Origin of the sequence: Pseudocolwellia sp. AS88 (assembly GCF_030551755.1) — a bacterium.
GTDB lineage: Bacteria > Pseudomonadota > Gammaproteobacteria > Enterobacterales > Alteromonadaceae > Pseudocolwellia.
In genome coordinates this window covers 15,759-34,894 of record NZ_JAUPEC010000017.1, presented here as the reverse complement: position 1 = coordinate 34,894, position 19,136 = coordinate 15,759, and the positions used below count along the sequence as shown (strand labels likewise).

At 35.3% G+C, this 19,136-nt stretch carries 14 protein-coding genes; 3 read left to right on the top strand and 11 right to left on the bottom strand.

Annotated features, from left to right (window positions below):
* Positions 1-47: 47 nt before the first annotated feature.
* On the bottom strand, positions 48-2,354 hold the full coding sequence (locus Q5N69_RS12580) for a peptidase U32 family protein (protein ID WP_304369300.1): 2,307 nt from the start codon (positions 2,352-2,354) through the stop codon (positions 48-50).
* A 203-nt stretch (positions 2,355-2,557) separates the two neighbouring features.
* Between Q5N69_RS12580 and Q5N69_RS12575 the strand changes: the two genes are divergently transcribed.
* On the top strand, positions 2,558-3,250 hold the full coding sequence (locus Q5N69_RS12575; RefSeq protein ID WP_304369299.1) for a glutathione S-transferase: 693 nt from the start codon (positions 2,558-2,560) through the stop codon (positions 3,248-3,250).
* A gap of 116 nt (positions 3,251-3,366) precedes the next feature.
* Here Q5N69_RS12575 and Q5N69_RS12570 read toward each other — a convergent pair whose 3' ends face one another.
* The 3 genes from Q5N69_RS12570 to Q5N69_RS12560 form a co-directional block, all read right to left on the bottom strand.
* A complete protein-coding gene (locus Q5N69_RS12570; RefSeq protein ID WP_304369298.1) occupies positions 3,367-4,047 on the bottom strand; it encodes a DUF1826 domain-containing protein in 681 nt (226 codons plus the stop codon).
* Entirely contained in the window at positions 4,044-5,249 is a 1,206-nt protein-coding gene (gene zigA / locus Q5N69_RS12565) for a zinc metallochaperone GTPase ZigA (protein ID WP_304369297.1), read from the bottom strand. The genes Q5N69_RS12570 and zigA overlap by 4 nt, the downstream gene beginning before the upstream one ends.
* A 317-nt stretch (positions 5,250-5,566) precedes the next feature.
* Positions 5,567-5,986, bottom strand: a complete 420-nt coding sequence (locus Q5N69_RS12560) for a hypothetical protein (RefSeq protein WP_304369296.1) — start codon at positions 5,984-5,986, stop codon at positions 5,567-5,569.
* Between the two features lie 412 nt (positions 5,987-6,398).
* On the opposite strand from Q5N69_RS12560, the gene Q5N69_RS12555 reads away from it, so the two are divergent.
* Positions 6,399-7,397 (top strand): hypothetical protein, encoded by a 999-nt coding sequence (locus tag Q5N69_RS12555; protein WP_304369295.1) that lies wholly within the window; start codon positions 6,399-6,401, stop codon positions 7,395-7,397.
* 376 nt (positions 7,398-7,773) lie between these two features.
* Here the strand turns inward: Q5N69_RS12555 and Q5N69_RS12550 are convergent, their stop codons facing one another.
* The 6 genes from Q5N69_RS12550 to Q5N69_RS12525 form a co-directional block, all read right to left on the bottom strand.
* Positions 7,774-8,259 carry a hotdog fold domain-containing protein gene (locus tag Q5N69_RS12550; protein WP_304369293.1) on the bottom strand — a complete coding sequence of 162 codons (486 nt, stop codon included), beginning with the start codon at positions 8,257-8,259 and terminating at the stop codon, positions 7,774-7,776.
* Between the two features lie 296 nt (positions 8,260-8,555).
* Positions 8,556-9,719, bottom strand: a complete 1,164-nt coding sequence (locus Q5N69_RS12545; RefSeq protein ID WP_304369292.1) for a serine hydrolase — start codon at positions 9,717-9,719, stop codon at positions 8,556-8,558.
* Between the two features lie 389 nt (positions 9,720-10,108).
* Positions 10,109-10,396, bottom strand: coding sequence for a SemiSWEET family sugar transporter (locus tag Q5N69_RS12540; protein ID WP_304369291.1), 288 nt, complete (start codon positions 10,394-10,396; stop codon positions 10,109-10,111).
* A 201-nt stretch (positions 10,397-10,597) separates the two neighbouring features.
* Complete coding sequence (locus tag Q5N69_RS12535) at positions 10,598-11,602, bottom strand: LacI family DNA-binding transcriptional regulator (RefSeq protein ID WP_304369290.1); 1,005 nt, start codon at positions 11,600-11,602, stop codon at positions 10,598-10,600.
* Positions 11,603-11,678: 76 nt separating this feature from the next.
* Positions 11,679-13,205, bottom strand: a complete 1,527-nt coding sequence (locus Q5N69_RS12530; RefSeq protein ID WP_304369289.1) for an MFS transporter — start codon at positions 13,203-13,205, stop codon at positions 11,679-11,681.
* Between the two features lie 148 nt (positions 13,206-13,353).
* On the bottom strand, positions 13,354-14,682 hold the full coding sequence (locus tag Q5N69_RS12525; RefSeq protein WP_304369288.1) for a GH1 family beta-glucosidase: 1,329 nt from the start codon (positions 14,680-14,682) through the stop codon (positions 13,354-13,356).
* 501 nt (positions 14,683-15,183) lie between these two features.
* Here Q5N69_RS12525 and Q5N69_RS12520 point away from each other — a divergent pair.
* The gene (locus tag Q5N69_RS12520; protein WP_304369286.1) at positions 15,184-17,766 is read left to right on the top strand and encodes an exo 1,3/1,4-beta-D-glucan glucohydrolase; all 2,583 of its coding nucleotides are present in this window, start codon (positions 15,184-15,186) and stop codon (positions 17,764-17,766) included.
* A gap of 124 nt (positions 17,767-17,890) precedes the next feature.
* Here the strand turns inward: Q5N69_RS12520 and Q5N69_RS12515 are convergent, their stop codons facing one another.
* On the bottom strand, positions 17,891-19,111 hold the full coding sequence (locus Q5N69_RS12515) for an EAL and HDOD domain-containing protein (protein WP_304369285.1): 1,221 nt from the start codon (positions 19,109-19,111) through the stop codon (positions 17,891-17,893).
* Positions 19,112-19,136 lie beyond the last annotated feature (25 nt).

Here is a 19,136-nt window from a genome sequence, read left to right as displayed (position 1 = left end):
GGCTTAAAGTTTAACTTTAAGCACCTTTTTTGTATGTTAAGAACGAATTAAAGCCCGTTGTAATACTGTACGTTAGTTTGTTCTGGCACTAACTTATCAAGTACGGTTTTAATTTGTATTTTCTGCTCTGGGTTATTATTTTCGTCTTTCTTAAGCAGTTGTTCAAATTGCTCAATTAATACCGCTTTATCAGGAGACTCTTTATCACCAGCGCCAATGTTTGTTAGGTCGATCATAAAGCCGTCAAATAGTGGAGCTAAATCGTTAATTATATCGATATTCAAAAACTGGTCGTTGTTATAAATACTTGGGTAACCGGCTTTTTGTTTATCAATAGCAAACGAAACACCTTTAAGGTTGGTGATGCTAGTCGATTTATCGCACGACAACATACAGCCGTTATCTATACGTGGCTTTTCACAACCTACACTTTGTTGGAAGAAACACTGACGACTGGTCATCAACAAAATAGGGTGATAAATACTGTAAAACAATTTGAAGTTTTCAGGACGAGCAATAGTTTTCATTTGCTGATGATTAATCTCGTTAGAAATAAATGCACCTTCACAATCAAACGATTCTTTCATGGCTAATAGCGCATAAGAGTTAGTAGTATTTAAGAAAGGCCCCGCGATCCATCTAATACCTAACTCAAAAGCTCGATTCGCAATACCAGTATTGTTGGTTACGATAAGTTTAGGTTTTACTTGCTCTAAAATGTTAAGTGCCACATCGTAATCTTTACCAATTAATACTGAAGGGAACCATGGTATTAAGGTTGGATTCTCTTTGAAAAATCCTACGTATTTTGTACAACCACGTTTGTAAGCATCAGGTAATTTAAAGTAAATATCGGCATCGGTTACGTTGCTTAAATTAATGTCTGTTTCATCTGAAATAAGAATCGATAGCTTAGCTTTAATGGCAGGATCTTCTTGTTTAGGATGACGAGTTAATTTAGGTAAAATAACTTCAGGATGAACAGGTGAATTGTCATTAAGTATTAACGACAGTTCGTTTTTAAGAGCTGTTAAATCTTTAAACGGAATACTTAAGTTGTCTGCAACCGAGTCACAATTTAACTCTATTAAATTAAAGTGTGCGTTGTTAAAACCTTTAAAGCGCTTTTCAATGGCATCAGCGTCAATACAGTTTTTGTCGCTAGTAACTAAGTTGTTAGTTGATGTAAGTTCAAAGCTTTGCTCTTCTGTAATCGCTTTACCTTCCCCGTAACCTTGAGTTTTAACATTAAGGGTTAGTGGGCTACCAGCGCTACCGCTAAAGATTAACGACAGTGGTTGTTTATCAATACTTAGGTGTTTGATTTTATCGAAAACAGAAGTGTTTATTTCTTCTTTTTCGTTACTTAAGTTCTGCTCAACTTCGTGTATTTGCACTACCGAGATGGCATTACTTTTATCAATAGCATGATATTTAGAGTTATCACGTGGGTTTTCGATAAACATCGACTGATTTAAATCGCCTCGTAAAAAAGCGTTTGAAAAGTCGCGGTTAAATACTTTATAAAGACGTTCGCCATCTTCTAGTAATTCACCTGTTTCTACAAAACCATCAATTTGTTTACGGAAGCTATCTATAACGGTATGTACGTAGCTTGCGCCTTTAATACGACCTTCAACTTTAAATGAATGCACACCTGCATCAATTAATGCTGGTAAGTCGAAGAAGGCTGAGTTGTCTTTTATATTTAACGGGAATTTATTGCCTGATTCAGTCGGTTTGTATTCTTCGCGACATGCTTGGCTACATCTGCCACGGTTACCTGAATTACCTACACTTGCTGATGTTGAGTAACATAAACCTGAGAAAGCGACACATAAAGAACCATGAACAAACACTTCGGTTAGTACTTCTTCTTCACGACTTACTTCAGTAATGGCTGTAATTTCTCTTAAGTTTAATTCTCTTGATAAATTAACACGTGAAGAACCTAACTTTTTAAGGAAAGGAATTTGACCAATATTATGCGTGGTTAACTGTGTAGAAGCGTGAATATCAAGAGTAGGGAAGTGTTTGTTTAACACGTAAAGTAAACCTAAGTCTTGTACGATAACACCATCTAGCGTGGTATTGGCTAGCTTACTCAGCAATTTAGCCAGCGACTTAAATTCACGCTCTAAAATGATGATATTTAGCGTAAGAAATATTTGGCATTCGTACTGATGAGCCAGTCGAATACAACCAACAAGTTCATCAAACGAAATATTAGCAGCACGGTTTCGTGCATTAAAAGTGTCTAAACCACAGTAAACGGCATCTGCACCCGCAATAATCGCGGCTTTTATTGCATCTATGTCGCCACCTGGCGCTAATAATTCAATTTTTTGACTCATTTCTCTACAACTTTAGCCATGTGTAAGGCAGTTAAATTTTTAAAGGTGGGATTTTACGCACTTATTTGGCAGATGAATACCGTTAAAGTGCGCAAAATGTGTAAACATTGAATTTCATTACAAATGTAGTTATTTAAATAAGTATGTCAATATAGCTAGGTATTGATTAATCCCATTTATTTATCTTAAGTGCTTGCCATTATATGACTCAGAAAAAAAACTATCCGATTCTTTATTCGTTAAGAAATTGTCCTTATGCCATGCGAGCTCGTATCGCCATTTATAAAGCTAAACAACCCGTATTACTGCGTGATCTTGTATTAAGTAATAAACCTGAAGAGATGATAGCGGCGTCAGCTAAGGCAACCGTTCCTGTTTTAGTATTACCTAACGAAGAGGTGATAGATGAAAGTTTAGATGTAATGCTATGGGCGTTAAATGAAACAGATCCTGATGATTTGCTACTTAGTAAAAGTGATGATGGTTTAACGGATCTGCTGAATCTTATTCATGTATTTGATCATGAGTTTAAAGTGGCTTTAGAAGCTTACAAATGTGCCAAGCGTTACAAAGAAAATAATGTGGCTGAATGCCGAGAAGAATGTGAAAAATATATTCAAATGTTAGAGCAACGCTTAGCTTTAAGTGAACATTTAGCTGAAGGTTTTTTATTTGGTGAAAAAGAAAGTTTAGCTGATATTGCTTTACTGCCATTTATTCGACAGTTTGCCCGCGTTGAGCGTCAATGGTATTTGCAATCGCCTTATCCTAAGGTGAAGCAGTGGCTAAATAAATACCTGCAAAGCCCTATGTTTACTAAAGTGATGGCAAAACATCCGTTGTGGTTAGAAACAGAAGAAGAAATTTTATTAGGTTTGCCAACTCAAATTAAATAATTTGAGTACTTGGTATGTTAGTAGATAAAAGATTGATTAAGTTATGCCTCGACCTATATAAATAGAGCTAAGGTTATATAAATTAGTACAAGGCATAGTTTTGCTAAATCGGCAGCTTAATCAGAAATAAAATCGAGAGTTAATAATAATCTACATTCACCTGTTGTTACTGCAGGTGAGCGATGAACTAAACCCGCACCTTGAGTGTCATCCCAGTTTTCACCTTTAAGTAATGCAACATCTCCTTCAGAGAGTCGATTGATATCTTCAACACTTTTAAAAAGTCCTGACTCTTCGTCGCTTTTGCCTTCATTACCTGCACCTAATTTACTTCGGTCTATCACATTATGATTTAACCACTCAGTTGCGATACCTTGGTAGGTCGTGACTAAACGACAAGGAATACGGTCAACATGAAAACGAGGGCACATAGCACGATCAAGAACTGTTAATCTTAAGCCGGCGCATTCAAGATCAAATAAACAACAGAACATATCAACTAATAATGTAATGTCATCACTTAAAGCCGTCATCATATTCGATTCACCAAAAGTATCACAAAGAACTTTACTAGTACTTTCAGGTGTTACAGCAAGTATGGCTGTTTTTTTTGAATGATTTTTTAAAAAGTGATTAATAGCTGTGTTTAGTTCGTTCGAAACGTCGCGCTGCCAAACAACAATACTAGTATCTTCTCGATAAATATCGGTAAACACATTGGCATCTTTAGCTGCACTTGATTGACGAGATATAACGTCGGTTATTTCATTTTCATTAATATTTACTACTGCATTCATACATTTTCCTCCCACTCAGGAAAAGGGTCGTTTAATGTTGCCCAATATTTTTTGCCTGCTAGTAACTCATCTTCCGACAGTAAGCACTTATCTAGGGCTGAGATTATTTTATTTTTATCTAAATTCTGTCCGATAAAAACGAGCTCTTGTCGCATATCACCAAAGGGGTCAACCCATTGTTTGTTGATTTCATTAAGAGATTCGTCGTCGGTAGGCCAACTGTTTTTTGGTACAGCTTTCCAAAACATACCAGAGAAACCATAGCGTGCTATTCCACCAGCTTGGCTCCATTGACCACAAAATTGAGGTCGTGTTGCCAACCAGAAATATCCTTTTGAACGGATGAGTTTGCCGAATTGCTCTGTGTTATGAAGGAAGTGATAAAACTTTTCAGGATCAAAAGGTTTACGCGCTACGTAGTTGAAGCTGCTAATTCCGTATTCTTCTGTTTCGGGAACGTGTTCGCCGCGCATTTCTTTTAGCCAGCCAGGTGCTTGCTCGGCGCGTTCAAAATTAAACAAACCTGTGTTGAGTACAGCGTTAACATCTACTTCACCTGAAGATATTGGAATAATTTTAGCGTGAGTGTTAAGTACTTTTAGAATGGCTGTAAGTCTTTCTGTATCAGAAGGCTTAACCAGATCGGTTTTGCTAACCAGAATAACATCTGCAAACTCTACTTGATCAACTAATAAGTCGGCTACGCTGCGCTCATCTTCTTCACCTAGAGACTCTTTAGTGTCTTGTAAATATTGCGCTTCGTCATAGTCTTTTAAAAAGTTTACTGCATCAACAACAGTCACCATGGTGTCTAACGAGGCGATATCTGATAATGAAATACCATCTTCATCGGCAAAGGTGAAGGTTTCTGCTACAGGTAGAGGTTCAGAAATACCTGTAGATTCAATAACGAGATAATCAAAACGACCATCTTTTGCGAGTTTATTAACTTCGATTAGAAGATCTTCACGCAGCGTGCAACATATACAACCGTTACTCATTTCTACGAGTTTTTCATCACTACGGTTTAATGAAACATCATTTTTAATGGTTGTTGCGTCAATGTTTATTTCGCTCATATCATTAACGATAACCGCGACTTTCTTACCTTGACGGTTGTTTAGAATGTGACTTAATACAGTTGTTTTTCCGGCACCTAAAAAGCCTGACAGGACGGTGACAGGTAATTTATTTTGAAGCATGTTACGACATCTCTATTTTGTTATTAGTGTTATGTTATAACATAACACTTTGTCGTGCTAGTCCATCATTTAAAATTTAACTCTGGTAGATCAAACGAGCCTAAGAACAAAAGGAGGTAGAAAGATAAAAGTTTAGAAATGTTACTTGTTTATTTGATTCTTATTTGAAGCAAAAAGCTAAAGGATAAAGCTAGAAGATAGAGTTGTAGCTAAATTTTAGTGGGTATACGAAACAAGAGGGGAACAGCCGTATTCACAAGGTGATAAATAATACGGCTGTTGCAATTTAAATAGAGATTATTGAGTATTATTAAGTGCTATTCAGGATACTTTTTATCGAGTGCTTTTAAAGAACGTAAGAATAAACCTAAGCCACCAACCGCTAAAACCAATATAACAATAAGATCAAATGAACTCATGCTTCTAAAAGAGAAGCGAATTGAAGAGATAACGCCAAAAATAAGCCCGCTAATAGAACCTATTGTTAAGATCCAACCTAATATATTTCTACTGTTATAGAAGATAAGTCCAACGCCAAAAATGAAAGGGATCATGATCATGCCGCTGGTTATGCTAAAACCACTGCCACCTGCTGAGAACCTGTATAAACCCATTCCCATACCAAAACTCGAAGTGACTTTAATCGCGTTTAATAACATATAAAAGCCACCACACATCATTACTAAGCCAATAAAAAAATGACCTAAACCACCTGAAGTACCACCAGCACCTTTCATATAAAAATCCTTATATCTTAATTAGCCACGTTGAATAGTTAGCTAATAATGAGTCTGCTTTACATAACTCAGACTTAGTTACGGTTAAGCACTTATTATGTATCAATATTTATATAATTGTTAGGAAGAATTATTGCTTGAGGAACTTCGGAAAATAACTATAGGTAGACTCATGTAATTACTCTTAGCATAACCAGCCAATCATATGAACTATGTCATAATAATCAATCGTAATAAGGTTGCTTTACCACCAAAGCGGTCGTTCATATTTAAAATATTAACGATCACTTTGTGCGCTAAGCAGACCTTAGCTGTAGCAATTTAGCAATACTTTTCCTCATGAGTTATTATTTACCTGTCAGATGAACCACACACATCTATTTTATTAAAATTAAAGGCATAATAATCAAACATGAAAACATACGTGATAGGTTTCTTAATCTTTTTAATTATCCCATTTTATATAATGTTTGAGTATTTTTCAGTATTTGGTAATGGATTATGTTTTAAGGAAGAGTGTTTTTCGGCTCAATCTTCGGATTGGGGGAATTTTGGTGCTTTATTAGGTGGTACATTCACTCTCGTTGCTGCGGGAGCTACAATTTCAACTTTATTATTTCTTATTTATCAACATAAGCAAATGGTTAAATCTATATCTGAAACTACTGTTAACCAAGAAAAAGTAACACAACTTCTAAGCAGTACGACTGCAAGTCAAAAAGAAATGGCGGCTTCTATGTTGATGATAGCAACAAATCAAAATGAATCTCTTAGACTCAATTTAGAGTTTCTTTCAATTCATAAAAAACAGCAAATACACAAAGAGTATATGTTATTACGTGAAGAGTTTGATATGGAGTTGAATGAAATATTGTCCATTCATGAAGACTATTCATTTCATAAACCTCATGAGTTGTTTTATAAACTTTTTGGTGGGTTATCGAATTCAATAAGCAACAATGAATTACGTTTAAATGATGCTTATTTTAAAAATGTTTTACATTCTTTCCGAGAATTAAATGTTGTAGCTACTCAACTTCAATCTTTTGATACATATGACAATAAGCTAGCTGAAAAATGCGAAAGTTTATTAACATTATCTCATGGATTAGCGAAGAAGTTACATCTGAAATTGAATGGTGGGCTGCCTTATTCGGTGCAAGTCAAAATGGAGACAGCTGACTTTAAAATCTTTAAGGTAAATGAAATCAATGAATACATTAAGTTAATCGACCAAGCAATATACGTGATACAAAGACTTATCAAAGATACAAAGTATATTTCAGAAGGGAACTACAATGACCAACATCTAAGTGTGGTGATCAAGGGATATATTGAGCAGAATGAAACAAGATCCTTATATAATATTGGTAAACATTCGATGGACTTAATGTTTAGTACTAAAGAATAAGCCGTTATTGATACAAAATCTAATCCAAATACACTATCCATATAATTGCTTAATGTCTCTAATGTGGCAATAGTTAACATTAAGAGGAGAAATTCCTACTGCATCCAAAGAGCTTAAAACTCAATAATCAATAGGTGGTTTGGCTAAGAGGCTATGCTCGCCTTAGGTCAAAAGCAGGTAAACAAATAAAATCTATTATGTTGTAAGGTCTGTGTTATTAACTGCTCAAAATTAATACCAATCAGTGATTCAAAATATTTAAATGAGTGGCCTCTCGATGTACTCGTCTATATTTTTACGAGCTTAAAATTAACGAAGTATGCGATGAAGTTTAACGGAAAAAGGCAGAGGCTTTATGCGCTTACCTTTTTTATATTTATTCTGCGGTTTGTCTAGGAGTAATGCGCATAGTAATGTCTGCGTGAAAAACCTTATTGTGATTTGTGTCGTAAACATCTACAGGAAGAACAACATCTTGTGCTTCATTCCAATGGTAATCACCCACTTTACATATTATGCGCAGGTCGGTTTTAGCAATTTTTAAGTATTGCACTGTCATTCCCACAGGTATCCATCGAAAATCACGGGTTAAGGAAATATCTATAAGAACACCCGCAGACAGCTCTGCTGCATTACACATCGCGATAGCATGTACTGTTTTAAGATGATTATAAACAGCACGACGCTTTTTCATGGTGAGTTCAATATGACCCGGTTTTACTATAATGAGTTTCGGTTTTATAGTGCCAAAATAAGGGACTGTAAAACATAAAGCTTTACCTACGAACCATCGACCTAAGGCGAAATTACCAAATATTTTCCAAAGTTTTAACATGAGACTTTTTGAAGGTTTATACGACATTTCTTTTCCTAATATTCACTAATGGTAACTGGTCTAATGAGTTGCTATTGGTGTTAGTTTGAACTGATATTAAAGATAAGTCAAAAACTTAAGTATAGTTGAATTGTTAACTTAGGAAGGTAGGTTATTACCCTGTTTAAAAAGGGGGAGATGATGTATAAGTTTGAGGTGTAGTGTAGTAATGGCGATGGTAAAACTTAACTAGCTTAACGGCTGATAAGCTAATTAAGGTAAATGCCACTTTGATTTAAACTTGGATTGATTAAAGCGGATTAGTTGTATTGGTTCTGGCTTAATTAATTTTTATGAACTGCTTTCCAAAAGTCGTGAGACAATTTATTAATTAAGTTTGATTCGGCATTCATCAACATAGCAAAGCCGACTTTATGTTCAGGCGAATATCCTATATCAGCACGAAAGCCTTTAACCCAGCCTGAATGATAAATAATAGGGCTGTCTTCAAATTGATATATGCGCCATCCGTAACCGTAGTGTGCGTCTTTTAAACTTTCTTTCCAGTATCTACGCTTAATATCTTTTTTAGTTCTAATTCTTGGGGTTGTTAATTCTTCAAGTAAATGCGGTGATAATACATCAGGGTTATTACCCATATTAGCGCTAACCCATTTAGCTAAATCAGTAATGCTAGCGTTTATACCTGCTGCTGGCGCTACTTTGTAATAGTCCGGCTCGACTTTTACCGGGTACCAAACATTTTCTTTTATGTATTTACCTTTGCTGTCTTTTTTGTTTGTACGTCGACTCTTAATTAATACATGAGGTTTAGCGGTGTTTTCGTTGTTGATAAAAGCGTTGTGACCAACAGTTGCATTATCCATTTTTAATGGAAGAAAAATTCGTTCTCTCATCAAGGTTATATAATCTTTTGGCTGGCTGTTTTCGATAGCAAACTGTAAAAAACCATAAGCGATGTTTTGATAGCCGTAACATACGTCAGGTTTACAAATAGGTGTTACACGGTCAAATCGGCTAATGATCTTTTCCATACTCCAGTTTTCATGTAGCAAGTTATCGTATGCATTTGGCATTAAACCCGTTGAATGACTGAGGATGTGTTTTAACTGTATTTTTGCAGCAGCACCTTTTTGAGCCAAGACAAAGTTAGGAACGTATTTAGTGATAGGTTCGGATAAGTTTAATACTTTTTCTTGCGCTAGCATTGTGGTGATAGTTGCGGCAAAAGGTTTAGACACTGAAGCTAATCGGAAAACGGTATCTTTATCAATTTTCTGGGTTTTATTTTTGTCAGTATATCCAATCATTTTTAATGCGATGATCTTGTTATCTTTAATCACAACAAAAGCAGCCCCAGGAATATTGTGTTTTTTGAGTTCATATGTGGCTTTTTTCGAAAAGGTTTTTGTTATTTCTGTAATATTCTGAGCAGAAGAAGTAATGGAGATAATACAAAGTAAAACGATGGCTAATCGATAAAGCATACAGGGACCTTTCAAGTAAACAGCTATTAAATAAATACTTTTTATTAATTTCAGTAACTAGTTAAAGTTTCTGGCGAAAATCGAAACTTATAAATACTTATTTACTCATTATAGTCGCTCATGAGTAGAGCAAGATTTATATTTAAACATAGCCTAAATAACGGCAGTCGATTAATTAATGATTTATGAATTATTTAATAATTAAAGAATGTATTGGCACAAGAGGAATATTGTATATTATTTTATTTACTTTCTATAGAGGGGGTAAGTTTTTATAAAGTAAAAGTAGCGATTGTAAACAGGGAAAAGTATTGAAGTTAAGTTTTATAATATTCTTTAAAGACAATAGCTATGTAATGGCTATTGTCTTTTTAGAACGAGGGGCAGGGTTAGTTAATAACGTTCTTCTCACGCTTAATTTTTACATCGTTATATACTTTCATGGACAAAATCACGGATGACAAAACGAAGGTGATCAAATTAGCAATAATAACTGCCTTATCACCTATGATTATTCCGTACACTAACCAAAAAGCTACGCCAACAGTAAAAATGCTATACATGGCAAGCGATAGAGACGAAGTGTCTCGTGTTTTAATTACCTGAATTGTTTGAGGTAAAAATGAAATGGTGGTTAAAAATGCGGATACAAAGCCTAAAATTTCAATGTTTGTCATGGTGCGCCTCCGAATACCTTCGGATGAGTATGAATTAAATTAGTTGGATCTTACGCTAATTTTTGGCGTTTTTTTATGTTTTTTTATCTTAAATTATCCAAAGCTATTTTGTTAGATAGCAGCTTTGGATTTGTTAGTAATGGACTCAATCTTGAGGATCATTTATAGAGATTCAAGTGACTGATAAATAGTTACTAAATATTAACCTTTATGAATGATTACTGACTTGCGCATAATAACTTTAGGTTCAAAAATATTATGTGTCTTAATGTTTTTTTGTTTATAAACTGTTTTCAATACTAATTTAGCCGCCATTTTACCCATTTCATTGGTTGGGTTGTCTATAGTCGTTAATTTAGGGTAGAGATAATTGGCAAAACTTACATTATCGAAACCGACTATTGATAGATCTTCAGGTAAGTTAAATCCATGTTCTCTAGCATATTTCATAGCACCAGATGCCATTTCATCATTTGCACAAACCAAAGCTGAAAAGTTGAGCTTGTTATCAATAAAGTATTTTAAGCCAGCCATACCGCCTGTTTCACTGTAGTCGCCCACAAAAGAGAGTTGTTCATCAAATTCGATATTTTCTTCAGCAAGTGCTTTTTTATGACCTATTAATCGGTTAGTTGTATCTGGTTTGTTGAGACGGCCTGATATGTACGCAATATCTTTATGGCCTTGGTCTAGAACAATTTTAGTTGCTAGATAACCACCTAAACGGTTGTCGATACTAATGCAATTATCTTTTAACTCTTTAACGTAGCGACTGACTAAGTAAATAGGTACTTTACCTTTACTTAACTCTATTAGATATTCATCGGAAACTGCTTCGGCATGTAAGATTAAGGCATCGCAATTTCTACTTAATAAGAATTCGATACCATCTTTTTCTTTTTCTTCTTCACTGTAACCTGTAGTGATTATGGCGTGTTTACCAGCTGTTCTTAATTCAGATTCTATACCAGCCATCATTTGGCCATAAATAGGTCCGTCGAGTTCTGAAACTAAGATTCCAACACTGTTAGAGCGATTTGAGGCAAGCGATTGAGCTATTGAATTTGGTCGATAGCCTAGTTCTTCCATAGCGGCTAGAACCTTATCGCGGGTTTTATCACTAACGCGTGCGTTTTTGTTAAGTACGCGTGATACCGTTGCTAGCGATACGCCTGCAAGGTCAGAAACTTGGTAAATAGTCGCCATGTTATTCCATAGTCTTCTAATTAATAATGGTTAATTTTATCATTATTTTGATTGAAGTCATTATTGTATATTATATTTAGGGATTAGTTCTTCTATTAATTAAATCAGAACATATCTGTTTGTTATGTTCGCTTGATAATGGATAAAAGCACATTAATGCCGCAGCGATAAAAGCGAAAGCAGCAGGTATCCAACTCATTAATAATTGCATTCCAGGAAGAGACTGCTCAATGGTTGATACATCCATACCGTTGTAACCATAACTGCCTAGTACCACCAACACTAAAGCGCCTGCAAAACCACCACCGGTTTTTTGCACAAAAGTACCTGCGGAATATATTAAACCTGTTGCTCTACGTTTGTTTTTCCATTCAGAATAATCAGCTGAATCGCCTAGCATGGTAAAAAATAAGGTTGGCATAATGGCAGCAAAAAATTCAGCTGAACAACCTAATACAAAAATGGCGGTAATATTACCTTGAGGTACCCAATAAAATGCAGAGGTTAAGATACCGCTAAGTAGTAGAGAAATAATAAATAACTTCTTTTTACCGAGCCATTTAGATAGGTGTTCTGTGGCCAATGCACCAAGAATAGAGACAACCAACAATGCAACAAAGTACTGACCAGCCATAAGTTCGTTACCTACATGGTATTTAAAATAATAGGCAATAACGCCGTATTTAATACCATTAAACATCATGGTTAAAAATCCCATACCTAATAAGATTAACCAAGGTTTGTTGGTTAATAGATCTACCATGTCACGTTGCGTGCCTGTCATATCGTCAGGAGATTTCTTTATCAGATTTTTAATAAAGAAGCCCATTAATGACATGACAAAAACAAAGAATAAGCCGCTGTAGATTTCACGGTAATAGAAAAACAAAGTCATTGAGAGTAAAGGTAAGATGATGAAAGGTAGATTCTTGGTTAAATCCCATAGCTCTTGTTTCAAGTTTGAGTCAGGATTTACCGGGGCTTCAACACGCTCTTTGGTGGTTGCGAATGTGATCACCATCAAGGTAACAAGTAATGTAGCAAAAAGGTACATGGCATACTGATAGCCTTGAGCATCATCTCCATCACCAAAGTAGGCAACCAACTCTGGCAGAAAGCCCATAACTAAAAGGCCACCTAAAAATGCACCTGCAAATCTGAAGCTGGATAAGCTTGTTCTTTCGGTATCGCTGTCGGTCATTACGCCCATTAAAGCCGAATAGGGTACGTTATTGAGTGTGTAAGCTAAGGTTAAGCCGATATAAGTGAAATAGGCGTAAGCAAGTTTTGCATTATCGCCTAATTCTGGTGTGGTAAAACATAACACCATGAATAAACCGAGTAGGGGAGTTGACCATAAAATCCAAGGTCTGAACTTGCCCCAACGGGTGTTGGTTCGGTCAGCAATCATGCCAACCATGATGTCTGTTATGCCATCAGATAATCGAACAACTAAAAATAGTAAAGCAGCTGCTGCAGCAGTTAAACCAAAAGTGTCAGTATAAAAAACAGCTAAATAAGCCAGAGCACCACGCCAAACTAAATTAGCTGCGGCATCTCCCATCGCGTAACCGACTTTTTCTGAAAAGGGTAATCTTGTCATTATTATGCTCTTTAGTTATTTTTATTATTATCGGTTTAGACCGATTTATTTTTATCAATAAAATAGAGAATTAAAAGCTTTAATCGCTGTTAATTCTCTATAACTGTTTACCAATCTTTTATTTGTAATTGTGGGTATAACTTATGAGTTATCTATTTGATATTAAGTTTTTATAAGCTAAGCCGCTGGCTTTAATGGTTCTTTTTTGAGTTTCATAATCCACATGAACAATACCAAATCTTTTTAAGTAACCTTCAGCCCATTCAAAATTATCCATTAAACTCCAAGCAAAATATCCATCAATTTTTATTCCGCTTTTAATAGCATTATCTACCACTGATAAATGTTGTTGGTAATAGTTTACTCGATCAATATCATGCACTTCGCCATCTTCTAGTTGGTCGTTCATTGCTGCGCCATTTTCGGTTATGTAAATAGGCGGTAGCTCATAAATTTCGTGAAGTGATGTTAATAATTGATTCAGTGCTTGTGGGTAAATTTCCCAACCTATATCCGTTCTTGGTGCAGGTGGATCTAGTTGAACGAAATGCTCTTCTTTATCGGCTTTGTAGATAGCGCGAGTATAAAAGTTAATACCAAAGAAGTCGTTAGGTTGTGAAATAATTTCCATATCACCAGGGAAAATCTCAGGGCGATTCTCTTCTGGAAGTTGATTGATAATATCAGGGTAAGCACCATCAAATATTGGCTTTGCATACCATTGGTTGAAATAGTCATCGGCAAATTTAGTCGCTTCAATATCTTCTTCTTTTTCACTTGTTGAATAACAGGGCGTGAAGTTTAAAACAATACCATTTAGTGCGTCAGGGCAGTTTTTATTAAGTATTTGTAATGCTAAACCATGACCGAGTAGTAGATGGTGAGCAGCTTTCTTGCCAAATTCTTTTCCTACTTTACCTGGAGCATGTATACCTATTTCGTAACCTAAGTAAGCACTACAAAAGGGTTCGTTCAAAGTCGCAAACGAATGTACTTTGTGACCAATCGCTTTAGATATTTTGTCTGCATATTCTGCAAATAAAAATGCGGTTTCACGATTTAACCAACCACCATTGTCTTCAATGTGTTGTGGTAAATCCCAATGATATAGGGTAACAAAGGCTTTAATGTTTTTTTGCTCTAAGCGTTCTAAAATATTAAGGTAAAATTGAACTCCTTCTTTATTTAGCTCGCCATTTTTGTGCATAACTCTAGGCCAAGAAATTGATAAACGGTAAGCGTCTACACCTAACGATTCAATTAAATTTATATCGTCTTCCCATAAATTAAAGTGGTCACAAGCTATAGCACCATTTGAATTATCAACTATCTTATTTGGAGTCGCACAAAAAGTGTCCCAAATACAAGGTAATCGGGAGTCGATGCCACCTTCTATTTGAAATGAGGCAGTTGCTACACCATAAGTGAATGAAGAGGTGAGCATTTTAGAATCTGCAGGTAATGATAGTTTTCTCATGTTACGTCCAAGCAATAGTTTAAGAATTAAAATATGTAATACCAAGTTGATTAATTAACTGCTCATTTTTAACGGTTAAAATTAATAATGACGGCGTTATAAAATTTATAAGTAGAATAACTACTTACTAAATTTTATGCCTTGTAATTATCCATTTTTCCTCATGAAAAAGTAGATCACTTCATTAATCAAATTGGTATAATTTTTTACATGGGCCACTAGAGATATTTAAAATACCACTATGAAAGCGCTTACATTTAGGTTAGTGTTTTATCTATAAAAGGTCAATAAATTTTATATTCTATTGGATATATCAGTGCTTGAATGAAGTTATAATAATGATGATAGGTGCCTTTTTGATTGTTTTATATAACATTTTAATAAATTTGATCGGGGTTGTTCTTGATTAAAAAACAATAATAATTTTTTTAAAGATGGTACAAAACTATACTGTTGAGCTAGTTTTAGTAGAAGATGTATCTATGAATACGTAGGTTTTTTATGAAAAAATATAATAAAAGTTTACTAAGTGTCTCCGTAAATAATATAGCAGCGACGCTTACTTTAAGTTTTTCTTTGGGGATTTTGATATTTGGATGTACAGGTGTTGAGCAAAACAATAGTGCAAAAATTATAGAAGAAAAAAATAGAATTTGGCCAAAGCTCAATTCTGAAGTAAAAACAGATCCACAAATCGAAAGTCAGATTCAAGAGTGGCTTGCTAAAATGACTTTAGAGCAAAAAGTTGCTCAAATGATCCAACCAGAAATTAGAGATATTACTGTTGCAGACATGCGCAAATATGGTTTTGGATCTTATTTAAATGGTGGTTCTTCGTTTCCTTATGGCAATAAAGATGCAACTCCAAGTGATTGGGCACAGCTTGCAGAAGATATGTATCAAGCATCGGTTGATGATAGTTTAGACGGTATCAATATTCCAACCATGTGGGGAACAGATGCGGTTCACGGCCATAACAATGTTATTGGCGCTACCTTATTTCCACATAATATAGGTTTAGGTGCTGCTAATAATCCTAAATTGATTGAAGACATTGCTGCTGTTACTGCTAAAGAAGTTTTAGTTACAGGTATTGATTGGGTATTTGCTCCTACTGTTGCCGTTGTTCGTGATGATCGTTGGGGCAGAACTTATGAAGGTTATTCAGAAGATCCTGAAATAGTTAAAACGTATGCGGCTTCTATTGTTAAAGGACTACAAGGCACTGCAGGCGATAACTTTCTAGGTGAAAGCCGTGTTATTAGTACCGTTAAACATTTTTTAGGTGATGGTGGAACCGTTGGGGGTGATGATCAGGGGGATAATATTGATTCGGAAGCTGATCTTTATAAGCTGCATGCCCAAGGTTATATCGGTGGTTTAAATGCAGGCGCTCAATCTGTTATGGCATCTTTTAATAGTTGGAATGGTAATAAAATTCATGGCAGTAAATACCTACTTAATGATGTTTTAAAAGACAAAATGGGGTTTGATGGTTTTATTGTGGGCGATTGGAATGGTCATGGGCAAGTAAAAGGTTGTTCAAACGAAAACTGTGCTCAAGCAGTAAATGCGGGCTTGGATATTTTTATGGTTCCAACGAGTGCTTGGAAACCTCTTTATGAAAATATTATTGCGCAAGTTAAAGCAGGCGAAATTAAACAAGCTCGAATTGATGATGCGGTTAGTCGTATTTTACGTGTGAAATTAAGAGCCGGTTTATTTAATAAGCCTAGTCCTGCAAATAGAGTTTTATCAGGTAAAAATGAGTTAATAGGCGCTAAAGCACATCGAGCCTTAGCAAGAGATTCAGTTCGTCAATCTTTGGTTTTACTAAAAAACAAAAACAATCTTTTACCACTTTCTCCTAAACAGCATATTTTAGTGGCTGGCGATGGTGCGGATAATATTGCTAAGCAATCGGGTGGTTGGTCTGTTACTTGGCAAGGTACTGAAAATACCAATAAAGAATTCCCCGGTGGAACTTCTATTTATCAAGGTATAGCTGAACAAGTTCACGCTGCCGGTGGAACTACAACTCTCAATGTTGAAGGTGAATACTCGGTAAAACCTGATGTGGCTATTGTTGTGTTTGGTGAAGAACCTTATGCAGAAGGGCATGGCGATAGAACCGATCTCGATTATCAATTAGGTGAAAAACGCGACCTTGCTTTATTAAAGTCTTTAAAAGCTAAAGGTATACCAGTAGTTGCTTTATTTATAAGTGGTAGACCGATGTGGGTAAATGCTGAGATAAACGCCTCTGATGCATTTGTAGCTGTTTGGTTACCGGGTACTGAAGGGCAAGGAATAGCTGATGTTATTCTTCAATCTGCAAATAATGAAACTCAGTATGATTTTACAGGAAAGCTATCATTTTCTTGGCCTAAGTTACCTAATCAAACGGCTGTTAACCGTTATGATGCTATTTATGAACCGTTACTACCGTATGGCTTTGGTTTGAAATATGGTGATGATAATGTTTTATCTGATGAGCTGAATGAAAAGTTCGATCGTACAGCAACTGATTCAATTACGCGTGAGATTTATATGGGAACCATGAAAAAACCGTGGTTGTTGTGGTTGGTATCTGGTGATAATGAAATTGAAGTGAAAACAAATGCATATACTATTAAAGGCTTAAAATACCGAACTACAGATTACCATGTTCAGGAAGATGCGATGCAATTGGAATTTGATGGGGCTACAAATGCCGGTGTTATGATCGAAAGTAAGAGTAGCTTCAGGGAAGATTTTAGACCTGATTTAGCACAAGGTTCGGCACTTACATTTATGGTGAAAACATCTGCTTATGTAAACGAAGAACTCATGCTATCGATGGAATGTGAAGGCCAAGATTACTGCGGGGCTGTAATTGATATCAAATCATTGGTTAATCAATTAATTCCTAATACTTGGCAAAGTTTATCAATAGATATGCATTGTTTTAGTAAAGCAGGTATGAAAATGGGAGATTTAACTTCACCATTTAAATTGACGTCTAAAGGACAATTTACATTAGACCTTGCGAATATAACGGTTGAGTCTATTGATGCAGAACATTTAACTATGAGTTGTCGCTAGTTAAATAGGAATGAATTAGTTTGGTTAAAATAAAATGTAAGCTTATTTAGGTGAAAGCCGAGTACATTAATATTTACTCGGCTTTTTTATCTTTTAAATAGGAAGGGATCTTTACCTTAGATAGTTATTGCAGATATTGGCTTTGTTCATCTGCCCAAGCTATAGCGTCGTTATAATCTTTAATCACCAGATTTTTTGTTAAACCTAGTTTATCCATTGTTACAGCCGATTCATCCCATTGCGCATGCTCAATAAATTCTACTAATTGAATTAATTGAGCTATATCACCTTCACGCGTTAACAATGAGTCTTTGATTTCTTGTGCTAACGGTAATTTAGCTAAAATGCTTTCTATATCTTCATCTAATATTGCATCAATTAAAGACAGTAAACCTGTTAAGAAGGCTTTTGAGCTATCAACGTTGTTTTTAATGTTATTTGCAGCAAGTTCACAGAATTTAGCTCTCGCCATAGCCGAGTTAATAAGTTCAGAAGGTTTATCTGGATTAACATTTGAAGCAAACATTAATCCCATAAAACGTTTTAATTCTATCGAGCCTAGTGTAACTAGGGCCTGTTTTATAGTAGATATTTCGTTTCTACGTTTAAACATGGCTGAATTTGCGTAGCGGAGTAATTTATATGAAAGACTGACATCTCTCTCAAAAACAGACGTAATACCTGCAAGATCTAATTCAGGCTTAGATGTTTCGTAAAGTAGTTCTGCCATTGCCATTTGAGAAGGAGTAAGGGTTTTTGTTTTCATCATCTCAGGCTTAGCAAAAAAGAAACCTTGAAATAGCACACAACCTAGTTCGACGGCTTGGTTGTATTCTTCATAAGTTTCTACTTTTTCAGCAAGTAATTTTATATGAGGCTGATCAGCAACAGCTTCGATTATTTCTTTAATTTCTTCAGTACTAGATTTCTGCCAATCTATTTTGATGATTTTTACATAAGGATAAAAATGCTTCCAAACTGTTTGATGTTCGTAATCATCTAACGCTAGGGTGTATCCTTTCTCATACAAATCTTTACATAAAGCTAATAAACGTTTACCTGGCTTGATAGTTTCTAAAATTTCAACAACGAGTTCGTCAGGAGATAACATTTCAGGATAACCTTGACTCAAGGTTTCAAGCGTAAAGTTTATAAAAGCAGATTTATTTGCAGTAAAGTCGGCAATGCCCATATTAAATTTGCTTGCTTCTACCATTTTACTGGTTGCTTCATCGCCATCAATATCAGGGAAGACATTATTTATGCTGTCACGAAATAGTAACTCGTAAGCGTATAATTTTTTGTTTAGATCTAAAATAGGCTGTCTGGCCGCGTAAAAATACATAAATCCCCTAGTGTTACATTTATTT